This window comes from Streptomyces sp. NPDC002206 (genome assembly GCF_053593595.1).
This window is the reverse complement of sequence record NZ_JBSFCW010000033.1, coordinates 51029-74096: the sequence shown is the minus strand read 5'-3', so window position 1 is coordinate 74096 and position 23068 is coordinate 51029. Positions and strand designations below refer to the sequence as shown.

Genomic DNA, 23068 nt, shown 5'->3' with positions numbered 1-23068 from the left:
CCGCAGGCCGCGTCCCCGCGACCGGCCTGCCGACGACAGCCGTTCCCGCAGCCACCGACGGCACGCCGCGACCCCGCGGCGCACCCCCGCATGGCTGCGGTCGAGGCGGCACCGGTCGGCACGACGTATGACGCGGATGATTCCGAGGCCGGCCGGTTGACACGGTCCCGCTAGCCGACGGAGCCGATCAGCGGGTAGTGGTCGGAGAGATTCGTGTACGTGTAGTCCGTGCCCCAGCTGGAGACGGTCCACGGCGCGCTCTGCTCCTTGACCACCTCGTTGGTCCACCCGGACGGCTTCGCGTGCCCGGCCCGGTGGAGGACGTAGTCGAGGTCCTCGCGAGGGTCGTCGGGGTAGCGGTACGAGGCGATCGAGTTGTCCTGGGTGTCGAAGGAGTACGGGTGCCCGGTGCGGGCATCGGCTCCGGCGAGTCCGGCATCGGCGAGCATCGACGCGTACTCGGGGGAGCGGGAGTCGACGTTCATGTCGCCCGCCACGATGACCTGTTCGGACGCGGGGATGTTCTTGGCGTCGAGGAAGGCGTCGATCTGCTTGAACTGCCGGCTGCGCATCTGCGCCGCCTCACCCGACCCGCATCCGGAGTCGGTCGACTGCGCGTGGGTTCCCACCACATGTACCGTCGTGCCCTTGACGTTCAGTTCGGCATAGGCGAAGCCCTTGTTGGACCACCAGTCGCTGCCGCAGGCGTCCTTGTAGATGAACTGCTCCTTGCGGACGATCGGCCACTTGCTCAGTACGGTGACACCGCCGTCCTCCGGAGTGGTGGCCGAGTAGGCACCGCCCGTGGCGTCCCAGCCGCTCTTGCTCCGGCCCACCACCGGTGTCCGATACGGGTACTGGGCGGACGCGTTCTGTGCCAGCGCGTCGGAGGCGGAGTTGTCGAACGCCTCCTGGAGCACCACGACGTCATTGCCCTGGAAGAACGATGCCCTCGCTATCTCCGTCGCCCGGTGGTCCTGACCCCAATTCGGGTACAGATTCTTGCTCATCAGGAACGTGTTGTAGGTGAGAACCCTCAGCGACGGGGTGTCGGCGGCCGACGCCTGAGGGGTGTTGGCGGCCAGCGTGACGGCGACGAGTGCGGCGGACAGAGTCACGCCGGAGGTGCGACGGAGCGCGATGAGCGGCACGGGGTCTCCTGCTTCTGCTGATGGGGGGTGGATCGAGCAACCCACATCAAATCAGCGGGAGTTACCCATGGGTAGACACCGAGTGTCGGGAGTCTCTCCATCGGCGTACCAATGGTGTGGGGATCCGGCGCGCGCGTCGCAGTCGCTTCTGGTCAGCAGACGGTCAACGCATCGACCCACACGGCGACTTCGGTAACACCTTCACCGACCGGTTGGTCCGCGTACGACCCGGGCACCGTACGGGCCGCGGGTCGAGGCCGCAGATGGCCGCGCACCGAGGCATGGCATCCGCCGGCGCGGCGCATGGTGCGTCGGTTGCCGTCGCACAGTGCGAGGAGGCGGCGGCGAAGAGCGGAATCGACACGGTGAGCACGCGCTCGCCGCCCGACGCCGCTCCGGTCGCCGGGACCCACCGGCCGCTGCGACCCGTGGGGCGCCATCGCCCGGGACACATTCTCACCTGGGGCCAAGTCCTCGCTCCCGCTTCCCGCACTTTTCGCAGCGCCCTGAACCCAACGGGGAACCGGTGCCGACAGTGCAGAATCATCTCGTCCCCCCGCTCAGCCTCTGCGGCCGCCGGCGGACCGGTTACGGTTCAATAGTGACGCCTGGTCCCGCGGAACCGCGATCTCCACCGGGCCCGGGGCCGCTGGCATGCTGTGGGACGCCGGCCGTACGACAGGACAGGCAGGGCTGGTGTGATGAGGATGTTCTTCGCGCCCGAGGAGACCGAGGAATACGAGGCAGCGTGTTCGCTGCTGATCCGCCGGATGAGTCAGTGGGCCCGCGAGCGGGGCGAGAGCGTGGACCCGTTCGTCGTCGAGACGGCGCTCGATTATCGCCACCGAGGAACCTGCGACGGGCGGCTGGGCCTGTGGGAGCCCCGGCACATCGAGGAGTATCTGCTGGACTGGCTGCCGCGCACGGCCACCGTGCTGCCCGGCGAAGAGCCGGCGGATGCGCCCGGCACGCTCGCATCCCTGCTGCGCTACCTCGATGCGATGGGCCTCAGCGACCCGCGCGGGGCCTCGTCGGCCGACAACCTTGCTGCGATCGAGACCCTCGCACCGCAGTACGCCCCCGCCATGGCTGACCGCGGCCGCTGGGGAATGGCGAAGTTCTGGGCGGTCACCGCGGCCGAGCAGGGGTTCGATGTCCAGGATCCGGCGGCGCTTGAATGCTTCGTGGAGCAGGCTCAGCACGGCGAGGTGCCGTACGACCAGGACGTACTGGACGAGGTGCTGCGCAACCACCTGACGCGCGGCCCGGCAGCCGTGACACGCGCCGAACCGCAGCTGCCGGTCCTGCTGCCCGCGGAGAAGGAGCTGCGTGCACGCGCCGAGACGTCCCGCGCGCTGCGGTGGCTGCGAGGGATCGCCGACTGGGCGGGCCCTGAGGGGCGCGCGCTCACCGCTACGGGCAACCTGCGAATGGCGGACGCGCGAGCCCTCGTCGCCGAGCTGGAGACAGGCGACGCGGTGGACAAGGTGCGCTCCTCCACGCAGCTGCCGCGGCTGGGGCTTGCGGTCGAATGGGCGAAGAAGGCCCGGCTGGTACGGGTGGTCAAGGGGCGGCTGTACGCGGTCGCCAAGGCGCAGCCCCTGCTCAAGGACCCGCTCGCGCTGTGGCGGCACGCCTTCGAGACCTTCTCCGAGCTGCGCGTGCCACTCCTGGGCGCCCGCGGCGGCCGACACGTCGGGTCGATGCTCTTCGTCAGCTTCGAGGACACCCTGCCGGATGTCCTCAACACCCTCTACAGCCTGCCGCACGCCATGCCCTGGCCCCGGCTGCGCGACTCGCTGCACCTGCGCTACCGCGCCGAGTACGAACTGACCGGGCCCTACGCCTGGCAGATGGAACTCGGACACGCGGACCGTGATCTGCGCACCGCATTGGACGTGCTGGAGGACCTGGGCGCGATCAAGCGGCACGAGGACATGGCCGACCCGGTCTTCCTCGACATACCGCTCGAGGAGTCCGTGCTGCCGCCCGCCGGGATGCCGCCGGAGCTCGCCGAGCTCTTCGGCGTCGTCGCCGGTGGACACGGGGAGAGCGCGGATGCCGCAGAGCGGAGCAAGGAGCAGCGGGCGGAACTGACCGACGGACCCGTCGAGTTGATCCGTCTCACCGCCCTCGGCCACGACTCCGTACGCCGTCGGCTGCTCGCCGAGGGGCGGGATGCCCCGCGCGTCGGTGAACTCGCCCACGCCCCCGCCGCCGGGCTCCTCGGTGTCATCGCCGAGCACTACGACCCGGACGCCGCCCGCACCGAGCTCGCTGCCTGGGTCGCCGCCCAGGAGAGCTCTGCCGAGGCGCTGCAGAAGCTGACCGACGCGGTGCGCGCGACCCCGTTCCGTACTCGCGCCGAAGCCATGCTGGACGCACTCGTCGACGCCTACCCGGACGGCGAGGCCCTGCTGCGCGGCCTGCGCGGCGACCCGCTCCTCGGCCCCACTGCCCTGAGTGTCCTGGTGCGCCGGGAGGTCCTCGGCGCCGAGGACCTCAACGAGCCCGAGAGCCTCGTCATGGTCGCCGAGAGTCTGCTCCAGCTCCTGGAGACAGCGGGCCCCGAAGGCCTGCTCGAAATCCTGGGAGGCCAGGAACTCTCTGCCCATAAGGCTCTTGAGGCCGCTCTCGCATCCGGTCACCCCGACCAGGCGGGTCTGGCGGATCTGAGGGCGGTTGCCGAGCAGGCCCGTCGGCGGCCGGCCGCGCATCTCGGCCGCAGCCATCAGCGGCGCCGACCGGGCGCGAGCGGCAGGGGCAGGGGCGGCAGGCGGCGGCACTGACGCCGACGGGAACGAGGCCGAGGAAGCAGCGGAGGTCGCGGGCCGGGAGCCGATTACGCAGCGACGCACTCCACGATTCCCGGAAGGCGGCGACCTCACGCAGCCATCGCGACTGCTGCCTTGCTGAGCGAGGCGTCGGGCGCGGGGGTCCGGTCGGCGAAGACGACAACCCGCAGTAGCGCGAACCGTCCGATCCCCGCCAGAGCGGACGCCGACAGATAGACCGTCTGCTCGACCAGGGCCGAGGGCTCGGACCGGACGGCGTACAGGCAGAACAGCGCCCCCGTCGTGAACGCGTAGCTCACGGCGACGGTCACCCCGGACTGAAGATGGACACCCCAACCCTTCCGTCGGCTCCGGAAGGAGACTCGCCCGTGCAATTCGGTGGCGATGACCGTGGAGACGACGGTGACCAGCGCGTTGGCGACGGCCATCGGGATCCGGTCGTTGAGCAGTACGAGTACCCCGCTGGACGCCAGCCCGACACCGCCACCACACACGACGAACCGCACGAAGGCCGCGACGAGCGGATGAGGAGTGCGCGTCTGCGGACACGAAGGGGCGGTCACGAGGGGCCTCCGTAGGCTGGGCGGAACGATGTTTCGATTCCACCCCGGAACCTACGGACCGGGCGTCGTCCGAGCGACCGGGTTAATCCCCGACTTTGCTGGGGGGTAACCCCCAGCTGTCCCCTGGGGGAAGCCCCTGGGTATCCCCACCGAGCTGCCGCAGGGGGAGTTCGGGGGGAGACAGCGGCGGTCGCTGTCGTGGCGACGGAGGGGGAGTCCGTCCGCTGCTGCGGCAGTGCCATCGGGTGCAGCGTGCGCGGACGCGCGACGACCGTGCAGTCCGTTCGGGTTCTGCAGGCGCGATGGCCGGTGAGGGCGAGTGCGAGGTCACAGGCGAGGAAGTGGCTGTGGTCGAGACCTTGGGCAACTGGCGGGTTTCCGCAATGACTTGAGGTCGCAAGGCGATGCAGACCGGTGGGTGAACCGGCACCTGCGCGGCCGCCCGCCGGACTGCCGCACGCACCGCCGTACCCGCCCGGACCTGGAGCGAGGTGCTCGTGGACAGCCGTGAGTCGAGGGCGTCTGCGCCCCGACGGGCCGCTCGCGGTTTGCGTCCTTGTCCGCGAGGAGGTCCGCGCTGCCGCCGAAGAACGCCCAAGAAATTGGCGAGTACGCGCCCATTGTCAGGCTCGCGGCGAAGGGGTTACATGGTCCCCGCACGCGAACGAAAGCGCTTTCTGTCGTCCGGGAGACCCCGGTCGACTGCCCCTTCGCTGCCGCCGGGAGGCTGTATGACACCGCCCCGCACCAGACGCTACTCACTCGCCGTCGCCGCGCTCGCCGCGACCGCCTCGCTTGCCGCCACCACGATTCCGGCCCAGGCGGCCCGCCCCTCAACCGCCCACACCCCGCTGCGAGCCCAGGCCGTGGCGGCGTACGACTTCGGGCACCCGGACCCCGCCGACCCCGGTCGCGAGCAGGACATCGGACGCTCCGGCACCGCGCTCAGCCTGATCAACGGCGGTTCCGCGATGCGCGTGACCGACGAGGCGTATCCGGGCGCTTCGCCTGCCTTGCAGGTACGCCAGCAGAACCCGGCCACCGCGGGCAACGACGACTGGAAGGCCGGGACCTGGGACGCCGAGGGTATGTCGTCCCTCGACGCCTTCGGTAGTGCCCGGGGCGCCACCGTCATGGGCTGGTTCAAGATGACGGGCGAGAATCCCGCCCTCAACTCCAACACGGCCGCCCCGGGCGACCGCTACAACGCGATCGGGCTGGCCGGCGTACTGTCCGGAACCTCCGACGGTCACGCGGTGCGCGCGCTGCTCGAACTCATTCAGGTCAACGGTGAGTTGAAGCTGGTCGCGCTGGGAAGACGCCTGGACAGCGGCGCCTCCCAGACTTTCGCTGCCGAAGCCCCCTGGGAAGAACTGCTGCCCCGCGGTGAATGGGTCCACCTGGCCGCGACGTTCGACTTCCGCGACGGCACCCTCGCCCTCTACCGCGACGGCAAACCCCTGGACGGCTTCTACGTCACGCCGGGCGACCCCTGGGAACTCGCCACCACGCCGGCGCCCCACCGCGCCTCGCCCACCGATCCCCGCGGCATCAAGATCGGCGGCAGCTTCCCCCAGAACACCCGGGAGAACAACGCCTGCGACTGCCGCATGGACGACCTCCTGTTCCTGGACCGCCCGGTGCCGGCCGGAGCGGTGGCGGCGGAGTACCTGCGCATGACGCGGGGCCACTGACCTCTCCCGTCCCCGGATCATCCTTTCCCTACTTGTCACGCCAGCTCGAAGGGACCCGCATGGCGTCACGACGTACATACCGAAGGCACTGGGCGGCCGTGGCCGTCAGCGCAGCCCTCGCCCTGGGCGGTCTCGCCGCGCCTTCCCATGCCGACGAGCCCGCCGCGGCGACAGCCGCCCTGACCGACCCCATTCCGCAGAAGCCCGTCCAGTCCAGGACGGGTCTCGTCCTGCAGGAGTTCGCACAGTTCCCCAAGTCGGAACCCGTGCCGGCGCCGACGGACCCGCGCCTGATGCGCCACGCCCGGATCAACACCATCAATGAACTCCCCGACGGCTCCGGCCGGATGGCGACCCCCGACCTCAACGGCACCCTGTACCTCACCGACCCCGGCACCGCGACGCACACCTCCGGAGGCACCCCGCACCCCTACCTGGACGTCAAGGCGGCATTCCCGCACTTCTTCTCGGGCCGCGGTCTCGGCCAGGGCTTCGGGTACGCCGCATTCCACCCGGAGTTCGGAGTGAACGGGCGCTTCTACACCATCCATACCGAGCTCGCGTCCCAGGCCACCGAGACTCCCGACTACCGGCAGGCCGGCACGCTCACGTATCACGGCATCATCACCGAGTGGACCGCCGACGACCCCGCCGCGGCCGTCTTCCACGGCACCCATCGCGAGGTGCTGCGGATCGGCTTCACCGGCCAGGTCCACGGCATTCAGCAGATCGACTTCAACCCGACGGCAAAGCCTCACGACGAGGACTACGGGCTCCTCTACCTCGCGGTGGGCGACGGAGGGCAGGGCGTCGGCAACAGCGAGCCGCAGAACCTGACGCTCCCGCACGGCAAACTTCTGCGGATCGACCCCGCGGGCCGTGACAGCGCCAACGGCCGGTACGGGATCCCCGCGTCCAACCCGTTCGTCGGTGAGCCCGGTGCGCTCGGGGAGATCTACGCCGTAGGCATGCGGGACCCGCACCGCTTCAGCTGGGACGCGGGCGGCAGCCACCGTATGTATCTCGGCCACATAGGCGAGCACGCCATCGAGTCGGTGTACGAGGTCAAGGCCGGTGACAACTTCGGCTGGAGCGAGCGCGAGGGCCCCTTCGTATTCGACAAGAAGGCCACCGACCCGTGCGCCCGCATCCTTCCCCTCCCCGACGACGACGCCCAGTACGGCTACACCTACCCGGTCGCCGCCTACGATCACGACCCGGGACCCGGCTGGAACTGCCGGTCCGATGTGGGCCGCGCCATCGCCGGAGGCTCCGTCTACCGCGGCAAGGACGCGCCGGCACTGCGCGGAAAGTACATCTTCGGCGACCTCGTGGACGGCCGGATCCTGGCCGCGGACACCCGCGACATGCACCGCGGCGGCGAACTCGCGCCGCTCGAACAGCTGATGCTCTTCGACAAGTCCACCGGGAAGACGGTCACCATGCGCGACCTGGCCGGAGACCAGCGTGTCGACCTGCGTTTCGGCTCCGACCGCAGCGGCGGCCTGTACATCGTCTCGAAGGCCAACGGCAAGGTCTGGAAGGTGACCGGGACCCGGACCTTCGCCGACTGCGAGATCGGCAACACCCCCACCGCCCACACCACCGGGCCCGACAACTGGGCGCCGGTCACCCCGGCCAAGTGGGCGTACACCACACGGGAGACGATCATGACCGAGCCGGGCGTCGCCCGTCCCGGACCACGCCGCCCCTTCGAGTACGCCGTCCTGACCGCGGGCCCGCGCTACTCCTCCGTCACCGTCGAGGCGGAGGTGCGGATCGACACCCCCGTCGAGATCACCAACCGTGACGTCATTCTCATCTGGGACTATCAGTCGGACACCCGGTTCCAGTACGCACACCTGTCGAGCGACAACACCATCTACCCGCACAACGGCTTGTTCACCGTCAACGACGCCGACCGGCTGCGCATCGACGACCAGTGGAACGGAACCTACGGCGCACCTCCGGCGATCAAGGACGACGGATGGCACAAGGTGCGCCTCACCCACTGCGCCGACACCGGTGAGACCGCCGTCTACCTGGACGGCAGCCGCAACCCGCTGATCACGGCCACCGACCCGGTCTTCGCCTCGGGCCGGGTGGGCTTCGGATCCTTCGACAACGCGGGCCGCGTCCGTCACCTGAAGGTGACGGGCACTCGAGCCGGCGACTGACCTCGCGGGAGCGGGCCGAGACCGTCGGCCCGCTCCCGCACCGTCACGAAAGACCGAGGCTCAACGGGCACACGCGGGCAGGAGGTCAAGAGGCCCTCAGCTGATCGGCAACGCCGCGTCGGCACGCTCGGGCCGGGAAGGCTCGGAGGGCGTGGGCGAGGTCGCCGGCGAGGGAGTGGGCATGGTCGGGGTTGTGGGCTGCAGCACCGGGGAGTCGGTCCGCTGCTGCGGCAGTGCTGTCGGCTGGAGCGGGCGCGGTCCCGCCACGACCGCGTAGTCAGGACCGAGGAACCGCGGCTCGAGGTCGCCCGGTTCCTCACCGAGGGCGAGCCGCACGGCGGCCCAGGGGGCGTTCAGACCGCACTGGGAGAGCTGGTGGAGGCCGCCCGCGGGGCGGGTGTTGACGTCGAGCAGGACCGGTTCACCGTCGTGCAGCCGGAACTGAATGTTCGTCAGGTGATGCAGCCCGAACGTCTCCGCGATGCGGCGGGCCGGTCCGGTCCATGAAGGGTCGAGCGTGAAGCCGCGTCGGCGTCCGTTCTTCGTGCGCCCCACGGCCATCCTGACCCGCCCGTCGGGGCCGGTGAGGCAGTCGACGGACACCTCCGGCTCGTCCAGGCGCGGCATGACGAGCCAGTCGACGCGGCGTTCGGTGCGGCGCAGGGCGTCGACGACCAGCTGCAGAGGGACGTACGGGCTCGGGAAGCCGCCGAGGTGGAGCAGCGAGAACGGGGTCCGCGTGATGATGCGGAAGCCGACACCGCCCGCTCCCGCAGCCGGTTTGAAGCACGCCTTGTGGCCTGCCTCCTCCAACGCGTCGACAGCGGTGAGGAGTTGCTCCTTCGTGCGCACCCGCCACCACGGCGGCACCGCGACACCGATCTCCTGCACCTTCTCGTACGCGCGCGCCTTGTCCTGGAACGTGGTGACGGCCTCGGCGGGCGGCGTGAGCAGGGCGGTACCGAGCGCGGCGAACTCCTCGCGGTGCGCGGCCACGGTCGCCTGGTGGAGGACCGGGACGAACACGTCGATGGCGTGCCGGGCGCACTGCGCCAGCGCGTATTCGAGGTACGCGGCGGGGGACAGGCCCTCCGGTTCGAGCGCCGCGGTGTCGGCGGCGGCGAGGACGGGGGAGTCGGGGTCGCCGTGCGTGGCATGGATCTCCACGGGGCGGCGCTGGGGATTGTCCCGCAGCTGATCCATGAAGAACACGTTCTCCGCGTACGTGCGGTTGAGCCAGACGCGTACGGGAGAAGCCATTCAGGCCGCCTTCCAGGGGTCGCGGGCGTGGCAGGGCAGGGCCGTGCCCGGTCAGGGAGAGGGAGAAGCACAAGACGGCGGCAGGTGAAGGGAAGCCGGCGGCGGGTGTGCTGGGGGTGATCATAGGGTGCGCAGACCACCCGACTGCTACGTCCGTGTTACGGAATTCGCGGGCACGTGGTTCCATGCCGATTCGACGGGAGTCCTTCCACTTCCCGCCCGGTCGAATTCGCCGAATGGACGCGCACCGCCTGAAACGTCCCGGAAATCCCCTGTGCGCCGGAGGCCCTACGCTCGAGGAGCAAGCGAGGAAGCGGGGAGAAGCAGACGGGAGACGAGCCTGTGGTCGGCGCCCCAGAACCTGAACCGAGCCCGCCCCGAGCGGGCCGGCTGCGCTCGGTGTCCGGGCAGGACGTACCACTGCGCCACCACGTGGTGCACGGCTACCGCCGCGCGTACCGGATTGCCGGAGACGGGCCCGTGATCCTGCTCATCCACGGCATCGGCGACTCCTCCGCGACCTGGGCGGATCTGATCCCCGACCTGGCGCGCAACCACACCGTCATCGCCCCCGACCTCCTGGGTCACGGGGCCTCCGACAAGCCGCGGGCCGACTACTCGGTGGCGGCATACGCGAACGGCATCCGTGACCTGCTGGGGGTGCTGGACATCGAGCGGGCCACCCTGGTCGGTCACTCGCTCGGCGGTGGCGTGGCCATGCAGTTCGCGTACCAGTTCCCCGAGCGGACCGACCGCCTGATCCTGGTGAGCACGGGCGGTGTGGGGCGCGAGGTCAACCCTGTCCTGCGGGCGGTGTCGCTGCCGGGCGCAGATCTCATGCTGTCCGCGCTGAGACTGCCCGGCATGCGCAGCCAGGTCGACCTCTTCAGCCGGCTGGTCAAGTTGTTCGACACCGACCTGGGCCAGGATGCCGCGGAGCTGCTCAACGTGGTGGACGCCCTTCCCGACGCCACGTCGCGCAGCGCGTTCATCAGTACCCTGCGGTCGGTGGTCGACTGGCAGGGCCAGGTGGTGACCATGCTGGACCGCTGCTACCTGGCGGAGGGCATGCCCACGCTGCTGCTGTGGGGATCGCGGGACAGCGTGGTGCCGGTCCGGCACGCGTACCGCGCGCACGCGGCGATGCCCGGCAGCCGCCTGGAGATTTTCCATGGTGCGGGCCACTTCCCCTTCCACAGCGATCCCGCACGCTTCCGCGCCCTGGTCGAGGACTTCGTGCGCACCACGGCCCCGGCCGACTGGAGCCAGGAACGATGGCGAGAGCTGCTACGGGTGGGGCGGCCCGGCAGCGCGGCGGGGGAGCTGGACTCCGCGTACCACCGCGCGGTGGAGCGCGATCTGCGCGAGGCGAGTGAGCGCAGCGCCACGTGAGGGTGACGGGCTCCGCGTGTCGGCGCCCCGCTCTCGTGCCCTCCGGGAAGGTGCGCGGCGCCAAATTCCCTACCCCGCCGGCGAGTTGTCGGAACGGGGCGGGGTGGCGTGGCTCTCCACGAAGACCTGCCACGCCCCCTGGTGCTCCTCCGCGTATGCCGTGGCCGTGCCGCCCGTTCAGTAGCGGGCGAATCGGCTGCGGGTGATGCGGCGTTCGTCGCCCCTGCGGCGCCGATCGCGTGAGTGCCGGCCGATGCGATCGGCGTGCCGTGGCGGGTGATGGAGACGAACGGCGAGACGGTCCACAGTTCGCCCGCGACTGCCAGGCCGCGCTGTCCGGCTCCGAGTTGCGAGTTCATATGAAGGTGAATAACGTGACATTCGGTCGTAATGTCCAGAATGTGGATATCGATGTCTCAATGCCGCCTGTTTCCGACTCGAATCCGGGTTGAATAGTTCACCGGATCGCAGGGGGTTCCGTGTCGGTTTCGACTGTCGGCGACGATGAATCTGGTCGCCCGAAAGTGCGGAAATGACCCAAGGAGATATTCATGCCCGAGACGTCCCAATGGCTCTCGCGACGAAAGTTGCTTCTCGCCTCGGCCGCTGCGACGACCGCGGCAACCACGGGGGCTTTCGGCCTGCTGGCCGAGAGGTCGGTCGGCGTGAACGGAAGCGAGAGTGTCCGGCCATTCCGTGTCGATGTTCCGGAGCGAGATCTCGCTGATCTTCGTCGGCGGATCGTTTCGACGCGGTGGCCCGACCGAGAGACTGTCCGGGATCATTCACAGGGCGTCCAGTTGGCGACCATCAAAGAACTCGCACGCTACTGGGGTACGACCTACAACTGGCGGAGGATCGAGGCAAGGCTGAATTCCTTGCCGCAGTTTCTGACCAAGATCGACGGGCTCGACATTCATTTCATTCACGTCCGCTCCCGTCATTCGAACGCTCTGCCGATGATTTTGACTCATGGCTGGCCGGGATCCATTCTGGAATTCCTCAAAGTGATCGGCCCGCTCACGAATCCGACCGCCCATGGTGGACGTGCGGACGACGCCTTTCATCTCGTCATACCGTCGATGCCGGGTTACGGATTTTCGCAAAGGCCGACGAGTACCGGGTGGGGTCCCGACCGAATCGCGCGCGCCTGGGCCGTACTGATGGAGCGTTTGGGGTACAAGCACTATGTTTCCCAGGGCGGCGACTGGGGGGCGGTAATCTCGGACAAGATGGCGATACAGCAACCTGCGGGCTTGCTCGGCATCCACGTCAATTTTCCGGCCACTGTGCCTGCGGACATCGCGAAGAAACTCAACTGCGGTGACCCGGTCCCGGCCGGCCTGTCCGTCGAGGAGAAGGCGGCCTACAACAAGCTTGCTGTCTTTTACAAGACGGGCTCGGGCTACTCCGCCATGATGGTCACCCGTCCCCAGACCGTGGGATACGGGTTGTCGGACTCGCCAGTTGGACTGGCCGCCTGGATGTACGACAAGTTCGCCGCATGGACGTACAGCAACGGCCATCCCGAGCGAGTGCTCACCAAAGATGAGATGCTCGACGACATCACGCTCTACTGGGTCACAAACACCGCGGTTTCTTCCTCCCGCCTCTACTGGGAGAACAACGCCAACAATTTCAATGCCGTTTCGGTTTCCATCCCGGCCGCCGTCACAGTATTTCCTGGCGAGATTTACCAGGCGCCGCTGAGTTGGACGGAGCGCAGCTACCACAAGCTCATCTACTTCAACAAGGTCCACAACGGTGGTCACTTCGCCGCGTGGGAAGTGCCGGATATCTTCACCAACGAACTGAGGTCCGCATTCAGGTCACTACGCCCCGATGCGCAGACGTCGGTCGGGAAGTGACCTCCTGGTCGGATTCGATCCAGCTGTAGGTCGGTGGGTGCGGACCGGCGGGCGGTATTCGCTCGTCCGTCCAAGCTATTCCACGGTTCGGTTCCGGTCACGCCGTGGCGGGGCCTGCAGGGATTCCCGATGGAGTTGTCAAGCCCGGCCGGTGACTCGCCGCAACTGGATCAGCCCAGCGCGATGGGGCCCTACGGCACGGTGATCAAGCGGCGGCGGCGAGGGCGATGACGGCCTGCCTGTGACTCTTCCCTTGGGCTCGTTTGCACTCGCGATACGCCTTCGAGACGGGGCGGCATCGGGCGGCGACCACGGTGGACATTGAGAAAGACCCGCAGAAGACGTCGGCAGTAGCGGCCGTGGTCGGCGCATGTTCGCGCCGATGCGACCGGAATCCTTGGGGACAGTGCACCGGCTCCGGCGGGGCGCAGACTCAGTAGTACTCGGGAGTGCCGGAACATTCCCAAGCTCTCGGGTGCCACACGCGCCCGGGGCCTTGATGTAGGAGCCACCGGACCTCCCGTGGAGAGCAGGCTCCGGCCGCGGCGCACTGTTCGACACCAGCCTTCGCGGGAACGACCACGACGCCCGCGTTCCCCAGGGCTCGCTCTCGCCCAAGCACTCACCGCCTCCCTGGGGCTGAGGTCCGCCGGCGCAAGCATGCGAGCTGTTGAAATATTCCGACGCAACTACTTTTCCGGACCGTGGCCCTCCTCACAACCAAAATAGTTTTCTGTTCAACTATCTCGGCGTAATGTCGCAAGTGCCTGATCAAAGGCAGCCCGCGGCTCTGATCTTGCAGGTCACGGGGCAAGCAAGGAGGAAAGATCATGGGATACACGTTTGCGCGTCGGGCTGCCGTCGCAGTGGCCTCTGCAGCAATCGCGGCGGCAGGACTCCTCGGCACCGGCGGTTCCGCCTCGGCGGCGACTCCCGCGACCGGCGACCGGCCCGCGGTCGTTTCTCACTGGTCCGCAGACGCCCACCACGATGGCTGGTCCGGTCGCTGGAGTGAGGGTTGGGGCGAGCACCACGGTGATGGTCGTGGTTATTGGGTACACCACCGAGATGGACATCGCTACTGGGTCCACCACCATGATGACCGCGGCCGTTACCAGGTAAGCGAAGACGATGCTCGTCGTCAGTGGGTCCTCGACCAGGTCCAGTGGCTCCGTGACCACGACGCACGTCGCTAATGAACTTGATCGAGTGATGTCGGAACCGTTCGCCTCACGATGGGCGCTCGGCTCCATGAGCCCTGGGTTATGAGATACGCACAGGGTGGTGGGTTGACCGACGCCAGGAGAGCCGCGCGGGAACGGCTCCGGCTGCAGGCCGTGAAACGCTTCGGGGGCGGAGAGAAGAACCGGGAGATCGTTGACGCGCTGCGAGTCAGTGAGCGGTCGGTGGAGCGGTGGCTCCGGCAGTGGCGCGAGCGCGGCGAGGGGCCGCTCCAGGGGCTCGCCGAGGCCCACAAATCCGGCCCGATCCCGGCCAGATGCCCCGGCTTGAGGAGATCCACGACAACCTTCTCGACCGCCTGAAGGAAACAAAGGTCCGAGGATGGCTCGGCGAGGTCGCCACCATCGAGACGAGCGTGGCCGCCAAGCACACCACCACCAACCTCGGCATGCCCGACTTCCACCCGTCCGCCGGCCGACGCACATCCCGCAGCTGACACACAATTGACGAGACCAAACCACCCGCTTGTGTTCACCGTGCTCATGGCTCAGGCTGACGCCGACGAGGACTTGAACTGTGCGGTCTCGGTGGACTCCACGATCGTTCGTGCGCACCAGCACGTGGCCGGGGCCCGCAAAAAGGGGCCCCGGCCGGCGATCCGGACGACCGTGCCATCGGCCGGTCCCGCGGCGGACTGACCACGAAGATTCATCTCGCGGCCGACGCCCACTGCCGTCCTCTCGCCTTTGTTCTCATCGCCGGACAGGTCGGTGACGCGCCCGCTTCGCGCAGGTGATGGCCCGCTTGCGTGTTCCTCGCCGGGGTGGACGGCCCCGCACCAGGCCTGATGTGGTCCTGGCCGACGAGGCCTATTCCTCGCGCGCCATCCGCGAGCACCTGCGCAAGCGCGGTATCCGGGCGGCGATCCCCGTTCCGGCGGACCAACGGGGCCACCGGAAACGCCGAGGCAGCCGTGGTGGCAGGCCACCCGCCTTCGACCGTGAGGCCTACAAACAGCGCAACACCGTCGAGCGGTGCATCAACCGCTTCAAGCAGTGGCGGGGCATCGCCACCCGCTACGAGAAGACCGCGACCATCTACCTGGCCGGACTGCACGTCGCGGGCAGCTCCCTCCGGTCCACTCGGTGATCCAAACGAAACGGCCTAGCAGTGGACCGCGTTGGCGTTGACGGACGCGGCCGCCGTACGGGAGGGGTTCCAGATCGTCCCATCCACATGGATGCAGCGACTGGCGGTACCCGTGACGGAGACCGGACCCGCATACGACGTGTAGTAGCCATCATCGTGGCTCTGCTGATCGATGTAGCACGTCCCCCCCGGCCGGGTTCCAGCCGTGCACCGCCAGATGTTGGCCACCATGAGCTTGGTGGTGCCGGTGCCCCAGTAGGTGTCGACGACCGCGGCGCAGTTGGTGCCGCCGTTGGCGGTGCTGTAGTAGAGGTACGCGACGCCCCACTTGGTTCCGCCATCGGTCCGGACGTCGTAGGTGTCGATCAGGTTCCCGCTGCACCCGTAGCCCGCGGCACTCGCGGTGGGCGCGAAGACGATGCCGCCGATGAGCATCGCAAACACGGCCGACAGCACGGATATTGCTTTCCGCATGATTATCTCCCGAGATTGTGGCAGGTGGATGCACTTATGCATCCCCTCTGCCGCAGCGACCGTACTGGCGCCCACACGGGCAAGCAAATGATCAAGTTGGGCAAAAAGAAGCGAAGTTGACGGGACGTCATGTGAAATGGATCACTATCGCATTCGTGCGCGCAGCCGGTCGTGGAACTATTTGACCAGGTGGTTGTCTCGCCAGCGGGAGAAGAGCGCGTACACGGCCCCAGGCATGGAAGTCCGCAGGCACGGCACGCTACTTGATGCCGTTGTCGCAATGCCGTTGCTTGAGAGATGCAAGTAGTTCCTCTCCCAGGCGCGGTGACCGCCGGGGTGCTGGTTCGTTGACCGGACATGCATCCAGGGATCGGGTTATCCGATGAGGTCCGGCTCGGGTTGCTCACCGAGTGGATCGTTCCTGAGCTGGTGGACGAGGTGCTGGCCGCGTGTGGTCGGCGGGATGCCAAGCCCCGTCCTCTGCCGAGCCGGTTCATGGTCCACTTCGTGCTCGCTCTGGCGCTGTTCCAGCAGGACTCCTACGACGATGTCGCGGAGGACCTGGTTGGGGCCTTGGGCGAGATGGACCAGTCCGTCCCGAACAAGTCGTCGTTCACCAGGGCCCGGCAGCAGCTTGGGGCCGCACCGTTGGAAGGAGCGCCGACAATGCCGCCGACATGCTGGTGATCACGGACCGGGCCTTCCCCCGTGTCGCACTGTGGAAGGCCTACACGCGGGCCGGAGCACGCTTGCTGATCGGAGCCCGCGCCTTCGTCGCCGCGAAGCCGATGGAGGTCTTGCCTGACGGGACCTATCTGACCCGGATGAATCTCGCCGGGCAGCGGCGTTCCCGTCGGGGCGGGGTGACAGTGAGGGTGATCGACTACCAGGTCGACGGCGGCGAGACAATCAGGCTGCTGACCGACCTGCTCGATCCCGAATTCTGGTCCGCCGAGGAGCTGGCAGCCGTGTATCACGAGCGCTGGGAGGTGGAATACGCCTGCCGGCAGCTGAAGACCTTTCAGCGGGGAAAGGCCGAGGTGTTGCGGTCGGTGTCGCCGGAACTGGTTCGGCAGGAGACCTGGGCTCAGCTGACCCTCCATCATAGATTGATCTGATGGGCATCTTTGACAAACTGACCGGCACCAAGCGCCCCAGTAGTGGTGTCGCACCGCGTTCCGCCGAGGAAGTCCGGGCCGCGCTTCTCGCGATCAACGGCCCGGACGTGCCGTACCGCGTGCGCAATGCCACCCCCAAGGAGGGTGACGGCCTGGTGGCGGAGTGGCGGATCCTGGAACCTGCCCTGCGCACGTTCTTCGTCCGTACGCGACTAGACCGGACCATCAAGACCCGGATGCGTCTGGTCCCGGAGAAGCACGAGGTCCGTACCTTCGACGAGCAGTGGGAGGTCACGTGGGTCGGGGATACGCCCAGCCTGCGGGCGTCGCGCGAGTACTCCCGTGACACCACGGCCCTGGCCGACTGGAGCCAGGAACGGTGGCGTGAGCTGCTGCGGGTGGGGCGGCCCGGCAGCACGGCAGGGGAGCTGGATTCCGCGTAACACGGCGCCGCGGAGCGCGATCTGCGCGAGGTGAGTGAGCGGAGTGGTACGTGAGGGTGGCGGGGTCCGCGTGCTGGGGGCTTTCGGAGCAGGTCCTGCCGCTCTTGGGCCGCCCTCAGAGATCTTGCGGGCGCGGTGAGCGGCCGCATCATCCGGAAGTGGCGGAACGTGGCAGCGAGCACCACGGTCATCGCGCCCGCCAACTCCCCCTTGGCCGCCGTCTGCGTCCTGGTACGCGCGCATGACCACCGTGACGCCGCGCAGACGCGGCGTCACCTCGGGCACTTCCGGACCAGTCGCCTCGGCGAGGGCACTGCCGATGGAGGAGTCGACCTCGCGGAGGCTACGAGTGCGCGGCCTCAGCCGGTACTGCCACAGTTGTCAGAGGGTGGACGAGTTCGCGCAGCTTCTCGCGCGTCTGCGCATCGGTGGAGTAGATCACCGTGCCGATCATGCCGCGGGTCAGCAGCACCTTGTAGGTATTACGAATGAGCCGATCCACGTCCGCATCCGACGTTGCACGCTTGAACACAGGGTCCTTGGACTTCGTACGGTCGACGGACCAGCCATCGGTCCGCCACACAAGATCCGGACCGAGGATCACACCGCTCCAGTCGTACTCGAAGCCCTGAGCTGTGTAGACGCAGCCGATCTGACCGAAACCCGCTGGGTCGGTCGCCCACAGGGCTGACGGGGGAGCGCCCATCACGGACCGGTCGCCCTTGAGATTCCAAGGGCGAGCCCAGTCTTCGATCTGTACGTCCGCGGGGAGTGGCTCGCCCGGTTTCGCGTCGGACCACTTCCAGCAGTAGCCGGCCGACATCCGAGCCCCGTAGCCCTTCGACTGGCGTTCCTGGAGGAACTTCTCCAGTTCCTCGGGGGAATCGACAACCTCCAACAGCATCCGATCGTCCGGCTCCCATTCCACCGGGCCTCCGTCGGCCAGCCCAAGCAATCGCACTACCCACCTCAGATAGGCGTCCGATCCCCCGCACCGGAACTGGGAGCCCAACGGCACAACACGGCAGTCAAGCCCCTTCTTTGCAGCGGCAGCGCGAATCTCTTCAACGGTGCCCATCTCCCCGGGGCGTACGACTTGGTGCTCGTCGAGCAGGAAGACCGGTACACGGGCCACGTCGATCAGTTCCTCGATCTGAGGTCTGCCGGTGCGGTTCTCGGCCCGCGTGTACCGATTCGCGGAGGACTCCCGGATACGGTGCGCCTCGTCGCAGATCAGCACGTCGAGGCTGTTCTTCCGGGCGGTCATGAAGCTGTTGAAGTACTTGAAAAGGTCCTGCACCGCTCGTTTCCGATTCCCGGCGACCCGACGCATGGTCGTGGTGAACGCACTCGACCCCGTGGCGTGCAGGGCGGGAATTCCTTGCCGGTAGAGCTCGCCGAGCAGTGACAGCGCGATGACGCTCTTGCCGGTACCGGGACCACCCGTGACGATCACGATTTCCTTGTGGTCGGAACCAGAGGCCCGCTGCACGGCGTTCATCACCAGGCGGTATGCCACCTGCTGTTCGTCGAGCAGTACGAACTGCTCCCGCTCGCGGACTTCTTCGGCGGCCACGGCCATCAGCTGCTTCGAGGGCACGGCTTTTCCGGCAAGCAGAGCGTCAGCAGCCTTGGCGCCGGACGTGGGCCCGAATCTTGTGCGAAGGAAGTCGATGAACTTGCCGCGGTTGTCCTCGGTGAACAACTGGCCGTACGGGCCGTCCTCCACGACACGGAGTCCGCCGGTGCCGAATTCAGTTGCGTTGTGGAGGTACGCCGCACCGGCGATACGTCCCGGGTGGTCCGCCAGAGACCCGTTGAAGTTGACCAGGTATTCGCAGTACCTGCGCACCTGCTCGATGGGATTGAGTACGGGATGGGAGTACGCGTCGACGTGGCACAGCGTCGGGTCGTCCTCGGACGGCAGGGCCTGACTCCATTGCTTCAGCTCGACGACGACGTAGGACGGCTCGCCGGTCTTCGGGTGGACACCAGCAAGTACGGCGTCGGCACGCTTGCTGTTCAGCGGCAGCGCGTACTCCAGCAGCACTTCCACGTCGTCGAGACCTGCTTGGATCAGAGCACTCATCAGCACAGGGATGCTGCGTTCCCAGGAGCGTGCCTCGGAGGCGCCGGGACGGTAGCCATGGTGGTGGACGAACTGCTCCGTCAGACGGAGAAAGAGCGAACCCTCATGGGCCATGGCGGCGACCGACGCGGCAGAGGCGCGGAACAGCAAGACTTGCTCCCAGGCAGCACGAAAGAACTCGTGCGGGTGGGGGCATGTCCTTCGATACTCCGCTGCGTGGAGACGGAAGCCCGGCGGGCCGCAGTGACAACAGGCGAATGGTATCCGCATACACGGTCGAATCCCTAAGATCATCGGTACCGGTTGCGGCCCGCCGGGCTTCCCCTGCGAGGACATGCCCCCACCCGCACGAGTCACTCGTGCTCTGGGGGAACCACCTCGTGTCCATGCTCCTGCTGAAGCTCTCTGCAAGGGACCTGCTCACCCTGAACTTACGGCGCCGGATGGTGCCTCACCTCGCGGCCAGATGGAAGTACTTCCGGGGAAGCGAGGCATCGCTCACCGAACGGTCCGCCTGGGCGGAGAGCGTGGTGGAACTGGCCAAGGACTTGGTGGCGGCCGGCCGCGGCAACGTGGAGATGGTTGTCGAGTGTTCGGCGACGGTCAACGAGCCGGACAACCCCGATGAGGCAAGGCGTATTGATGTCGTCCTGGTCGGGCGTCATCCGGAGACGCGACATCTCTCCCTGCAGTTCGTCGAGTTGAAGCGCTGGTCGACGGTGACCAGAATCGAAGCGGCGACGGCCGAAATGGTCCACGTGCCGGGCATGGGCCAGAAGAAGCACCCAGCGCTCCAGCTGCGCGAGTGCTACGACCTGTTCACCAGCGATGCGGGCCCGCTCAGTGGACTTTCCTTCGAGTGCGACGGCTTCACCTACCTGCACAATGCGACCGACGAATCCGTCAGACCTCTGATCGGTCTGGACGCCCCCACCGGTGTGCTCACCGCCGAGGACACCACCGATGAAGGCCACCGTGTCGCTCGGCAGAACGTCATTCATGAGATCGGCCTTTTCCAGGGGCGCCACGGATTCGACCGCGTTCTCGTGCTGGCCGAAGACGGCTGCGCGACCCTTCCCGAAACCGCCGACGCACGCACCGCGACCTTCCCGCACCACGCCATCGACAAGGCATTCTGGTCACTGGACCAGGCACTGCGCCGCTCCGGGTTCTCGCACGCCTGACGCTCGAACGGTCTCAGGCTTCAGTGCCGGACAGAGGAAATCCGGCCGGTCGAGGCTGATTGGCAGCGCTGCGTCGGCGCGCTCGGATTCGGGACGTGGGGTGGTGGACGTGGGTGTGGGCGTGGGCCGCCGCGCGGGGATTCGGTCCAGGCCCAGGCTGATGCGAAGGGCCTGATTACCTGGGACATCAACGTCGACTCCACCGTCTGCCGAGCCCGCCAGCACGCCGCCCCGCATCGGGCCGGGAAGGCCCCGCGTCCGGCCCGACCGCGTGCGCGCCGACAAGGCGTACGCCTCTCGGAAGAACCGGGCTTACCTGCGCAAACGCGGGATCCGCTGCACCATCCCTGACAAGGCCGATCACGTCCGAAACCGCAAGAGGCTCGGCTTCCGAGGCGGCCGTCCGCCGAAATTCGACAAGACCGACTACCGCCAGCGTCACGCAGTCGAGCGCGGCATCAACCGCCTCAAGAGGCACCGAGCCGTGGCGACGAGGTACGACAAACTCGCGGTCCCCTACGAGGCGACCGTTCGCATCGCGGCCATCAACGAGTGGCCGTGACCAGCAGTCATGCGAAACCGGACAGGATGGCGCGTGAGCTTCAGGAACTCATCGCGGCTCGGTCGGAATCGCTGCGAAGAACACAGAATTCGTTGCCTTCAGGGTCAGCAAGGACTGCCCAGCCAGAGCCATCAGGATTCCGGTGATCGGTGACAACGGTGGCACCGAGGCCCAGTAGCCGTTCCACCTCCTGCTCACGCGAGGTCTCAGGGCGCAAACATAGATGGATCCGGTTCTTGATCTTCTTGGACTCGGGCACCTGGTTGAAGTGCAGCACTGGGCCCTTCGCCAGCAGCACCTGAGTCTCCCGGTCACCCGGTTTGTCCTCCGGATGCAGTGGACGGCCAGTCACCCTGCTCCAGAACCGGGCCAGCTCGTAGGCATCCGCACAGTCAATCGCCACGTTCTGCAATACCGAAATCATGCGCGCAAGCCTTCCTGACTTCCACTCCAGACGCCACCGAGTTGCGCTCAGCCTTCGCGCACACAGCTCAGGCGCCCACGAAAGAGTGACGAGGGCGGTGCCGTAACTCGGGTCTCGTAACCCGGGTTTCGGGACCCGGAACATGGCGGCACGACACACTCTTCCGCCCCGCACCTATGGCTGCCCGCCCCATGGGAAGGTCCCCCGCACCGTCCTACCGTGGCGGACTCGAACCGCCGAGTCCGCCCCCCGGACGGGAGAGCCGCGATGCACAGAGCAACGAGCACTTTGCTCGGCCTGCTTCTCACGCTGCTGAGCCTCGGAGCAGCAACCACACCGGCCCACGCGGCCCCACCCAGCTACCTCACCCTCGAAGCCACCTACACCACCGTCGCCAACGGCTGGGACCGCGTCGACCGCTACCTCGACACCACCAGCGGCTTCCATGCCGAGCAGTACCCCCAGGACGGCCGTGGCGACCAGGACGGTCAGCGACGCACCTTCTTCGGCGGCGTCAAGCAGCCCTACTCCGGCCGCTTCCTCCTTTACTCCGCCCCCGGCTGGAACAGCGGCAGTCGCCAGACCCCAGTCCTCCTCGTCCACGGCGCCAACGACAACGCCGACCGCGCCTGGGCGAACCCCGGCGAAGCCGGTGGCTACGGCTGCGGTACGGCCTCCTGCCCCAGCACCGGACTCATGCAGTACCTCGCCGCCCGCGGCTACCGCGTCTTCGCCGTCAACTTCGCCCATAAGCAGGGCGACAACCTGATGCAGGCCCAGCAGGTCGGCGACGCCATCGCCGCCATCAAGGACCGGCTCGGCGTCAGTCAGGTAGACCTCGTCGGCTGGAGCAAGGGGGAGATGTCGACACGAGCCTACGTCTCCTCACTGCGCCCCGCCTGGGGACGCCCCTACGCCGGAGACGTACGCCGTCTCATCACCCTCGGCGGCCCCAACGGCGGCTACGACTACCCCTACGCCCACGGCTGGGCCCACGACTTCAGCATCTGGCCCCAGTGCGGCGGCAGCGTCAACGCACCCTCGCCCCACCTCTACATGACCTGCTACGGCACCTACACCGCCCACCCCGAATTCGCCTTCGCCCCCACCGACGGCTACGACGTCTACCCTGGACAGCGTCAGATGCTCGCCCGCTGGGACGCCACCTACGGCATCGACACAACCCAACAGGACTGGTACACCACCTACAACGGTGGCCAGGGCTTCTACACCTCCGGCAGCGGCATCCAGACCGCAATCGACGCCGGTTCCCTGATCACCCCCCTCCACAAGGCAGGCATCCCCGGCACCGTCGCCACCTACCTTCTCGCCGGTGGATCCCCCAACGTCCTCGGCATCTACAACGAGAACCGCGGCCCCAGCGACGGCGTGGTCTTCGTGAACAGTGCCCTCGACCGCACCGGCATCGCCAACGTTGCCGGCACCGCTCTCATCACCACCGCCAACCACCTCCAACTCGGCTGGCACTCCTCCGCCAGCGCCCAGATCGCCGCCTGGCTCGGCTGACCCCGCCACTCCCAAG

Annotated in this window: 17 protein-coding genes and 3 pseudogenes; 14 read left to right on the top strand and 6 right to left on the bottom strand. The window is 67.7% G+C overall.

From position 1 onward, the window contains the following. Positions 1-170: 170 nt before the first annotated feature. The gene (gene sph, locus ACWCP8_RS34395) at positions 171-1151 is read right to left on the bottom strand and encodes a sphingomyelin phosphodiesterase (RefSeq protein WP_352270192.1); all 981 of its coding nucleotides are present in this window, start codon (positions 1149-1151) and stop codon (positions 171-173) included. A gap of 701 nt (positions 1152-1852) precedes the next feature. On the opposite strand from sph, the gene ACWCP8_RS34390 reads away from it, so the two are divergent. After that, positions 1853-3940: a hypothetical protein gene (locus ACWCP8_RS34390; protein ID WP_451120188.1), complete on the top strand. Its 2088-nt coding sequence runs from the start codon at positions 1853-1855 to the stop codon at positions 3938-3940. A 95-nt stretch (positions 3941-4035) separates the two neighbouring features. Here ACWCP8_RS34390 and ACWCP8_RS34385 read toward each other — a convergent pair whose 3' ends face one another. Beyond that, positions 4036-4509 carry a hypothetical protein gene (locus ACWCP8_RS34385; protein WP_451120186.1) on the bottom strand — a complete coding sequence of 158 codons (474 nt, stop codon included), beginning with the start codon at positions 4507-4509 and terminating at the stop codon, positions 4036-4038. Between the two features lie 731 nt (positions 4510-5240). On the opposite strand from ACWCP8_RS34385, the gene ACWCP8_RS34380 reads away from it, so the two are divergent. Further along, entirely contained in the window at positions 5241-6203 is a 963-nt protein-coding gene (locus tag ACWCP8_RS34380) for a LamG-like jellyroll fold domain-containing protein (RefSeq protein ID WP_451120184.1), read from the top strand. A gap of 98 nt (positions 6204-6301) precedes the next feature. Continuing rightward, the gene (locus ACWCP8_RS34375) at positions 6302-8380 is read left to right on the top strand and encodes a PQQ-dependent sugar dehydrogenase (protein ID WP_451120182.1); all 2079 of its coding nucleotides are present in this window, start codon (positions 6302-6304) and stop codon (positions 8378-8380) included. Positions 8381-8476: 96 nt separating this feature from the next. On the opposite strand, the gene ACWCP8_RS34370 is transcribed toward ACWCP8_RS34375, so the two are convergent. Continuing rightward, complete coding sequence (locus ACWCP8_RS34370; protein ID WP_451120180.1) at positions 8477-9640, bottom strand: ATP-grasp domain-containing protein; 1164 nt, start codon at positions 9638-9640, stop codon at positions 8477-8479. Between the two features lie 399 nt (positions 9641-10039). Here ACWCP8_RS34370 and ACWCP8_RS34365 point away from each other — a divergent pair, with 399 nt between their 5' ends. The 5 genes and pseudogenes from ACWCP8_RS34365 to ACWCP8_RS34345 form a co-directional block, all read left to right on the top strand. After that, entirely contained in the window at positions 10040-11032 is a 993-nt protein-coding gene (locus ACWCP8_RS34365) for an alpha/beta fold hydrolase (protein ID WP_352270182.1), read from the top strand. A 551-nt stretch (positions 11033-11583) separates the two neighbouring features. Then, on the top strand, positions 11584-12900 hold the full coding sequence (locus tag ACWCP8_RS34360) for an epoxide hydrolase family protein (protein WP_451120178.1): 1317 nt from the start codon (positions 11584-11586) through the stop codon (positions 12898-12900). Between the two features lie 1265 nt (positions 12901-14165). After that, positions 14166-14345 (top strand): annotated as a pseudogene (locus ACWCP8_RS34355) (helix-turn-helix domain-containing protein); the annotation flags it as partial. A gap of 53 nt (positions 14346-14398) precedes the next feature. After that, the gene (locus ACWCP8_RS34350; protein ID WP_352270180.1) at positions 14399-14578 is read left to right on the top strand and encodes a hypothetical protein; all 180 of its coding nucleotides are present in this window, start codon (positions 14399-14401) and stop codon (positions 14576-14578) included. Between the two features lie 85 nt (positions 14579-14663). After that, a pseudogene (locus tag ACWCP8_RS34345) lies at positions 14664-15231 on the top strand (IS5 family transposase); the annotation flags it as partial. 15 nt (positions 15232-15246) lie between these two features. Here the strand turns inward: ACWCP8_RS34345 and ACWCP8_RS34340 are convergent. Continuing rightward, entirely contained in the window at positions 15247-15705 is a 459-nt protein-coding gene (locus ACWCP8_RS34340) for a hypothetical protein (RefSeq protein WP_451120176.1), read from the bottom strand. Positions 15706-16062: 357 nt separating this feature from the next. On the opposite strand from ACWCP8_RS34340, the gene ACWCP8_RS34335 reads away from it, so the two are divergent. From ACWCP8_RS34335 to ACWCP8_RS34325, 3 genes are read left to right on the top strand one after another with little or no spacing between them, the layout of a single operon-like run. Beyond that, on the top strand, positions 16063-16392 hold the full coding sequence (locus ACWCP8_RS34335; RefSeq protein ID WP_451120174.1) for a transposase domain-containing protein: 330 nt from the start codon (positions 16063-16065) through the stop codon (positions 16390-16392). Next, complete coding sequence (locus ACWCP8_RS34330) at positions 16383-16823, top strand: hypothetical protein (protein ID WP_451120172.1); 441 nt, start codon at positions 16383-16385, stop codon at positions 16821-16823. The genes ACWCP8_RS34335 and ACWCP8_RS34330 overlap by 10 nt, the downstream gene beginning before the upstream one ends. Beyond that, positions 16823-17266, top strand: coding sequence for a hypothetical protein (locus ACWCP8_RS34325; protein ID WP_451120170.1), 444 nt, complete (start codon positions 16823-16825; stop codon positions 17264-17266). The genes ACWCP8_RS34330 and ACWCP8_RS34325 overlap by 1 nt, the downstream gene beginning before the upstream one ends. 343 nt (positions 17267-17609) lie before the next feature. On the opposite strand, the gene ACWCP8_RS34320 is transcribed toward ACWCP8_RS34325, so the two are convergent. Beyond that, positions 17610-19505 carry a DNA/RNA helicase domain-containing protein gene (locus tag ACWCP8_RS34320; RefSeq protein WP_451120198.1) on the bottom strand — a complete coding sequence of 632 codons (1896 nt, stop codon included), beginning with the start codon at positions 19503-19505 and terminating at the stop codon, positions 17610-17612. 236 nt (positions 19506-19741) lie between these two features. Here ACWCP8_RS34320 and ACWCP8_RS34315 point away from each other — a divergent pair, with 236 nt between their 5' ends. Beyond that, positions 19742-20539, top strand: coding sequence for a TIR domain-containing protein (locus ACWCP8_RS34315; protein WP_451120196.1), 798 nt, complete (start codon positions 19742-19744; stop codon positions 20537-20539). A 144-nt stretch (positions 20540-20683) separates the two neighbouring features. Next, positions 20684-21101, top strand: a pseudogene (locus tag ACWCP8_RS34310) (transposase); the annotation flags it as partial. Positions 21102-21141: 40 nt separating this feature from the next. Here the strand turns inward: ACWCP8_RS34310 and ACWCP8_RS34305 are convergent. Then, on the bottom strand, positions 21142-21525 hold the full coding sequence (locus ACWCP8_RS34305; RefSeq protein ID WP_451120169.1) for a VOC family protein: 384 nt from the start codon (positions 21523-21525) through the stop codon (positions 21142-21144). 267 nt (positions 21526-21792) lie between these two features. On the opposite strand from ACWCP8_RS34305, the gene ACWCP8_RS34300 reads away from it, so the two are divergent. After that, positions 21793-23052 carry an esterase/lipase family protein gene (locus ACWCP8_RS34300; protein WP_451120167.1) on the top strand — a complete coding sequence of 420 codons (1260 nt, stop codon included), beginning with the start codon at positions 21793-21795 and terminating at the stop codon, positions 23050-23052. Positions 23053-23068: the final 16 nt, after the last annotated feature.

What these genes read in the sequence shown, in the direction of transcription:
- ACWCP8_RS34305 (WP_451120169.1), bottom strand. Translation starts at nt 21,525, where the DNA reads ATGATTTCGGTATTGCAGAACGTGGCGATTGACTGTGCGGATGCCTAC.
- ACWCP8_RS34380 (WP_451120184.1), top strand. Translation starts at nt 5,241, where the DNA reads ATGACACCGCCCCGCACCAGACGCTACTCACTCGCCGTCGCCGCGCTC.
- ACWCP8_RS34315 (WP_451120196.1), top strand. Translation starts at nt 19,742, where the DNA reads ATGCTCCTGCTGAAGCTCTCTGCAAGGGACCTGCTCACCCTGAACTTA.
- ACWCP8_RS34350 (WP_352270180.1), top strand. Translation starts at nt 14,399, where the DNA reads ATGCCCCGGCTTGAGGAGATCCACGACAACCTTCTCGACCGCCTGAAG.
- ACWCP8_RS34340 (WP_451120176.1), bottom strand. Translation starts at nt 15,705, where the DNA reads ATGCGGAAAGCAATATCCGTGCTGTCGGCCGTGTTTGCGATGCTCATC.
- ACWCP8_RS34325 (WP_451120170.1), top strand. Translation starts at nt 16,823, where the DNA reads ATGGGCATCTTTGACAAACTGACCGGCACCAAGCGCCCCAGTAGTGGT.
- ACWCP8_RS34330 (WP_451120172.1), top strand. Translation starts at nt 16,383, where the DNA reads ATGCTGGTGATCACGGACCGGGCCTTCCCCCGTGTCGCACTGTGGAAG.
- ACWCP8_RS34390 (WP_451120188.1), top strand. Translation starts at nt 1,853, where the DNA reads ATGAGGATGTTCTTCGCGCCCGAGGAGACCGAGGAATACGAGGCAGCG.
- ACWCP8_RS34360 (WP_451120178.1), top strand. Translation starts at nt 11,584, where the DNA reads ATGCCCGAGACGTCCCAATGGCTCTCGCGACGAAAGTTGCTTCTCGCC.
- ACWCP8_RS34370 (WP_451120180.1), bottom strand. Translation starts at nt 9,640, where the DNA reads ATGGCTTCTCCCGTACGCGTCTGGCTCAACCGCACGTACGCGGAGAAC.
- ACWCP8_RS34300 (WP_451120167.1), top strand. Translation starts at nt 21,793, where the DNA reads ATGCACAGAGCAACGAGCACTTTGCTCGGCCTGCTTCTCACGCTGCTG.
- ACWCP8_RS34335 (WP_451120174.1), top strand. Translation starts at nt 16,063, where the DNA reads ATGCATCCAGGGATCGGGTTATCCGATGAGGTCCGGCTCGGGTTGCTC.